At 71.0% G+C, this 6,031-nt stretch carries 5 protein-coding genes and 1 pseudogene (1 of these 6 cut by a window edge); 3 read left to right on the top strand and 3 right to left on the bottom strand.

Features of this window, described 5'->3' with window-relative positions; translation table 11 throughout:
• Both D471_RS0100580 and D471_RS0100585 read left to right on the top strand, forming a co-directional pair.
• The coding region (locus tag D471_RS0100580; protein WP_017596831.1) for a DUF58 domain-containing protein at positions 1-801 on the top strand (801 nt) is incomplete at its 5' end.
• A 239-nt stretch (positions 802-1,040) separates the two neighbouring features.
• Entirely contained in the window at positions 1,041-3,125 is a 2,085-nt protein-coding gene (locus D471_RS0100585; RefSeq protein WP_017596832.1) for a tetratricopeptide repeat protein, read from the top strand.
• Here the strand turns inward: D471_RS0100585 and D471_RS42600 are convergent.
• Entirely contained in the window at positions 3,047-3,316 is a 270-nt protein-coding gene (locus D471_RS42600; RefSeq protein WP_083923993.1) for a DUF397 domain-containing protein, read from the bottom strand. The two genes, D471_RS0100585 and D471_RS42600, sit on opposite strands and share 79 nt — an antisense overlap.
• A gap of 50 nt (positions 3,317-3,366) precedes the next feature.
• Positions 3,367-4,338, bottom strand: a complete 972-nt coding sequence (locus tag D471_RS0100590; RefSeq protein ID WP_017596833.1) for a stage II sporulation protein M — start codon at positions 4,336-4,338, stop codon at positions 3,367-3,369.
• A gap of 115 nt (positions 4,339-4,453) precedes the next feature.
• On the opposite strand from D471_RS0100590, the gene D471_RS0100595 reads away from it, so the two are divergent.
• Entirely contained in the window at positions 4,454-5,269 is an 816-nt protein-coding gene (locus D471_RS0100595) for an RDD family protein (RefSeq protein ID WP_017596834.1), read from the top strand.
• Between the two features lie 5 nt (positions 5,270-5,274).
• Here the strand turns inward: D471_RS0100595 and ahcY are convergent.
• Positions 5,275-6,031: pseudogene (gene ahcY, locus D471_RS32430) on the bottom strand (adenosylhomocysteinase) (it continues 475 nt past the right edge of the window).

Raw genomic sequence — 6,031 nt, forward strand, 5'->3', positions numbered from 1 at the left:
GGGAAGCTGTCGCGACTGAGGGAGCTGGAGGGCCAGCACACCGCGATGGTGCGCGGCCAGGGAAGCGAGTTCGACTCCCTGCGCGACTACGTCCCCGGAGACGACGTGCGGTCGATCGACTGGCGGGCGACCGCGCGGGGCGACGGGGTGGTGGTGCGCACGTGGCGGCCCGAACGGGACCGGCGCATCCTCATCGTGCTCGACACCGGGCGGACGTCCGCGGGAAGGGTCGGTGACACCCCGCGCCTGGACCACTCGATGGACGCGGCGCTGTTGCTGGCGGCGCTGGCGGGCAAGGCCGGCGACCGGGTGGACTTCCTGGCCTACGACCGGAGGGTCCGCGCACAGGTGCGGTCGTCGGGCAAGGGCAGCCAGGTGGGGCGGATCGTGGAGGCCATGGCGCCGCTGGAGGCGGAGCTGCTGGAGTCGGACCCGGCGGGGATGGTGTCGACCGTCCTGGGGACGCAGGGAAGGACGCGGCGGCTGGTGGTGCTGCTGACGGACCTGAACGCGGCGGCCTTGGAGGAGGGACTGCTGCCGAAGCTGGGCGCGTTGACGTCGCGCCACCTGGTGATGGTCGCGGCGGTCACGGATCCGGCCGTGGGCGCGATGGCGGCCGAACGCGGCAGCGCGGACGCGCTGTACCGGGCGGCCGCGGCGGAGCGGACGCTGGGCGAGCGGCGGCGGGTCACGGCGGAGCTGCGCCGGATGGGCGTGGAGGTGGTCGACGCCGACCCGGAGCACATCGCCCCGGCGCTCGCGGACGCCTACATCAACCTCAAGGCCCAGGGGCGGTTGTGACACCTACCGGAGGCCCAGGATGAGACGGCGGGCGTGGTCCGTTCGTCCAGTTCATCCGGCTCCAGGCGCCCGGCGGAGTCGCCCGGTCGAAGCTGGCGGTCGACCGCACGCATCTGGTCGACGAGAACCGATCATCGCCATACAAGCATGGCAATACCAAAGGTCGTACGACGTTGGTGGGTCGAAGAGCCCTGAGGTGAATCGAGTCGGCTCCCGCCCCGGGTGACATCGCGGGCACTATGGGGGGCATGGCTCCTCCCCCCGACGCGCACGAGAACTCCGCCCACGGGACCGTGTCCGGCCAACTGGTGCAGGCCAAGGACATCCATGGCGACGTGACGATCAACGTCTCGTCCGTTCCGGCGGCTCCGGCGTCGGACGTGGCCCTGGACCCGCCGCGCCTGGCGACCGCCGTACGCGGTCGTGACGACCTGTTGACCGTACTCGGCGACGCGATGCGGGCGGGTGCCGCCGTCCCCCACGTCCTCACGGGTCCCGGGGGTTTCGGGAAGACCACCGTGGCCGCCGCGCTCGCCGAGCGGGCGCGTTCCGACGGGTGGACGGTCTTCTGGATCCGGCCCGGCAGCGTCACGGCCAGCATGCTGGAGGCCGCCGTCGAGGTGGGCGGTTCCCGCGAAGAGGCCGAGCGTCTCCGAGGTACCCGGCACCAGGCGGCACGGTGGGTGTGGCGCCACCTGGATGGGGCGCCCCGGCCGTGGCTGTTGGTCATCGACAACGCGGACCGGCCGGAGGAGCTGGATCCCGACAACCGCGTCGGTGACCAGCTGGGGTGGATGCGCGCCAGTCCGGGCGGCTTCGTCCTCGTGACGAGCCGGATCGACGATCCCGCGTTGTGGGCCCCGGCCGAGGTGCACCGCGTGGGTGAGCTGGACGCCCGCTCCGCCACCAGGGCGCTCGCCGACCACGCGGGACTTCCCAGCCTTCCCGGAGCCGACGTGTTGGCCGAACGCCTGGGCGGCGTGCCGCTTGCTCTTCACCTCGCCGGACGCATCCTGGCCACGCACCGGGTGCTGTTCCCCGACGCGAACGCCCTGTTGGATCGCCTGGCCTCGGGCATCGAGTCCCTTGACGATCTCGCCGCGCCCTTCGTGGTGGGGACCGACGCGGACAGGAAACTGCTGTCCGGTGTCTGGGAACTGTCACTGCGACTGGTCGCGGAAAGGGACGCGTACGCGGCCCCGCTGCTGCGTCTGCTCGCTGTCCTGGGGCCCGAAGGAAAGGACATCCCACTTCGCCGACTCCCCATCTCCGAACTGCGGGAGGGGCCGTTCGACGGCATGGACGAGGCCGCGACGGCCCGGGCGGTCAACGCCCTCGTCGTCCACGGGCTGGTCAGCGTCACCACGCACCAGAACGAAACGTCACTTCGTCTTCATCCGCTTGTCTCCGAGACAGTACGCACGGCGCTGACCGAGGACGATGTCCCGCTGTTGGACGAGGCGGAACACCTGTTGGAGTGGCAGCGCGATCGTGACCTGGACATGGAGTCCGCGGCTCTGTTCATGATCACGATGTCGCGCATCCGGCTCCATTCGCAGGACAAACGCAGCATCGGGAACAGCGCTTTGAAGCTCATCGGGGCCATCGAACAGGTCCATCTTCAGGCGCTCCGCACACTGGTGTCGGTCGCCAGAACCCTCCTCCGGCTCGGGAGCACGTCAGAGGCGGAGGAGGTACTGATCGGGTGTGTCGACGCGGGCACGAAGTCGTTCGGTGCGCACGATGCGACGGTGATGTCCGCCAGGCACTTCCTGGCGGAGTCCCGGCTGTACCAGGACCGGTTGGATGACGCGGAGGAGGCCTTCCGCGCCGTGCACGCGGACCGCGCGCGGGTGTTCGGCGGCGAGCATCCGGACACTCTGGACAGCCTCTACCAGCTCGGCCTGATAGCGCTCAGAAGGGAACGCTGGGACGAGGCCACGGAGATCCTGGGTTCCGTGCGGGAGAAGCGGGCCCGGACCTCTGATGAGGAGGACCCACTGGCCCTCCTCGCCGCGCAGAACATGGCGTACGTGACCATGCGTCGGGGGGACCCCGCCGCGGCGGAGCCCGAGTTCCGGCACGTCCACACGACCCGGAAGCGTGACCTGGGCCCCGACCACCACATGACCGCTGACGCCGCCTACTACGTGGCGCTGGCACGCCTGGAGATGGGTGACGCCGAGAACGCACTCACCTGGTTCACCGAGGTCCTGCGCGTCTGGAACGCACAACTGAGTCAGGATCACCCACAGGTAGCCATGGTCGAGCGATCCATCGCCGAGGCGGAGAGGGCCGTCGCCCGCCGACCCGAGGCCCCGTGATACCTGGGTTCGCTTCCGCGAACCGCGCACACCAGGGCCACCCACTCCGCAGTCGCGATGCCGACATCACGACCTTCCGGGTGCTCGGAGTCCCTGACCCGGACACCGATCCGCGTAAGTGCGACCTCCACACAACAGGTCACGGCGGCGCTGTAGGAACTCTTGAACCAACGGGGGGTCTGTTCGTCCATGCGGCCGATGCTGCCAGAGCGAACCCCCGAGCGCCGGGTTTTCCGCCGAGTCAGGCCACCGGCACGGCCTGCGGGGCGTTCTCCAGATCCCCGGTCTCGCCCTTGTCGTGCGCCCACTTCCCCAGCGTGTACACGTAGGCCAGGAAGAGCGCCTCGGCGAGCACGCCGATGCCGACCCGCAGCCACACGGTCTCCACCCACCCGGTCACGAAGCCCTCGATGAGCCCGGAGACGAACAGCACCGCCACGAGTCCCAGCACCACCGCGACGGCCGCCCGCCCCTCCTCGCCCAGCGCCCGCAGCCGAGTCCGGTGGCCCGGCGCGATGATCGTCCACCCGAGCTTGAGGCCCACGCCGCCCGCCACGAACACCGCCGTCAGCTCCAGCAGCCCGTGCGGCAGGATCAGCCCGAAGAACACGTCCGCCCGGTCGTTGGCGATCATCATCGCCGCGACCTGGCCCACCCCCACCGCGTTGACCACCAGCACGTACAGGGTCCACAACCCCAGGAACACCCCGCCGATGACCGCCTGCGCCGCGACCCACGCGTTGTTCGTCCACACCCGCGCGGCGAACGACCCGGACGGGTTCTCCACGTAGTAGTTGGCGAAGTCGTGCTCGACGTACCTCGCCATGTCCTCCGGCGAACCGATCGCGTACAGCGCCTCCGGCGTGTTCACCAGCCACGCGGCCATCACCGTGGACACCAGAACCGTTCCCGCGGTCACCGCGATCCACCACCACCGCAGCCGGTACAGCACGGCGGGGAACACGCGGGGGANGGCGGAGGCGTGCGAGCCGGTCACCGCCGAGCGCGCGCGGGCCACCAGTGCCGACAGCCGTCCCACCAGCACCGGGTCCTGCCCGGAGGAGCGCACCACCGACAGGTGCGTGGAGACCTTCTGGTAGAGGTCGACCAGCTCGTCGATCTCCTCGCCGGACAGCCGTCGGCGCCTGCCCACCAGGCGTTCCAGGCGCTCCCACTCCTTGGCGTGCGCCGCCGCGAACACGTCGATATCCACGTGTGAGACCCTACTCGGTCGTTCCGTCCGTTCCGTTCCCCGGCCGCCGGAGCCCACCGGCGCGGGTGACGGTAGTGTCGGAGGACAAGGTTCGCACTTCGAGGGAGCGTGTGAGGTGTCCCATCCCGGCGGCGAGGCCCGCGAGGACGTGTCCGTCACGACTCCGCTGGTCACGGGCGACGCGGTGGTGCTCGACCTGCGCCCGGCGGGCTTCGCGACCCGCGCCGCGGCACTCGCGCTGGACATCGTCCTCCAGCTCTTCCTCCTGGCCGTCCTGGCCGTGGCCGCGACCTGGATCAGCACGGGCGTCGACCCCGCCGCCACGACGGCGTTCTTCACCGCCGCGCTCGTCCTCATCATCGTCGGCTACCCGGCGGCCTTCGAGACCGTCTCCCGCGGCCGCTCCCTCGGCAAGCTGGCGATGGGGCTGCGCGTGGTCGGCACCGACGGCTCCCCCGTCCGGTTCCGCCAGGCCCTGGCCCGCGCGCTGACCGGGTTCCTGGAGATCTGGCTGACGACCGGCGTCATCGCCCTGTTCACGTCGATGGTCAACCGCGACGGCCGACGCGTGGGCGACTTCCTCGCGGGGACGATGGTCGTCGAGGAGCGCACCGGGCGCCGCCACCAGGAGTTCATCCCGATGCCCCCGCACCTGGCCGCCTGGGCCGCGAACGCCGAGTTGTCCCGGCTCTCGCCGGAGACCGCGGCCTCCGCCCGCCAGTACGTCCTGCGCTACGGGGAGTTGGCCGAGCACACCCGACACGAGATGGGTGTCCGCCTGGCCGACGCGGTGTCCGCGCAGATCAGCCCACCTCCGCCGCCGGGAACCGCCCCGCCGCACTTCCTGGCCGCGGTGCTCGCCGAACGCCGCCGCAGACACGAGGAGGCCGCGTGGCGTGACGGAGCCACCGGCCCCCGCGCGACCGGCTGACCCGGTCAGGGGCGCCAGGAGCGCAGATAGGCGTCCTGGTCGGGGGTGAGCACGTCGATACCGACCCCCAGCTCCGCCAGTTCGAGCCTGGCCACCTCGGTGTCGGTCTCCTCCGGCACCTCCGCCACGCCGGGTTCCAGGTCCGCGTGGTTGCGCGCCAGCCACTCCGTGGTCAGCGCCTGCACGGCGAAGGACATGTCCATGACGGCGGCCGGGTGTCCCTCCGCCGCCCCCAGGTTGACCAGTCGGCCCTCGGCGAGCAGCAGCACGCGGCGGCCGTCGCCGAACACGTACTCGTCCGCCTGCTCACGCACCCCGTGGTTCACCTCGACCGCCATCCGGTCCAACGCCACCAGATCGATCTCCAGGTCGAAGTGGCCCGAGTTGGCCAGGATCGCCCCGTCGCGCATCCGCTCCAGGTGCTCGGCCCGGACGACGTCCCGGTTGCCGGTCACGGTGACGAACACGTCCCCGAGCGGTGCCGCCTCATCCATCGTGGTGACCGTGTACCCCTGCATGACCGCGTCCAGGGCCTTGACCGGGTCGACCTCGGTGACCACCACGCGGGCGCCCATGCCCCGAGCGCGTTCGGCGAGGCCGCGACCGCAGTAGCCGAACCCGGCCACGACGACGGTCCGGCCGGCGAGCATCGCGTTCGTGGCCCGCAGGATGCCGTCTATCGTCGACTGTCCCGTGCCGTACCGGTTGTCGAACATGCGCTTGGTGGCGGTGTCGTTGACCGCGACCATCGGCAGCCGCAGC

It is taken from the genome of Nocardiopsis lucentensis DSM 44048, from assembly GCF_000341125.1.
In the GTDB taxonomy this organism is placed as follows: Bacteria; Actinomycetota; Actinomycetes; order Streptosporangiales; family Streptosporangiaceae; genus Nocardiopsis; species Nocardiopsis lucentensis.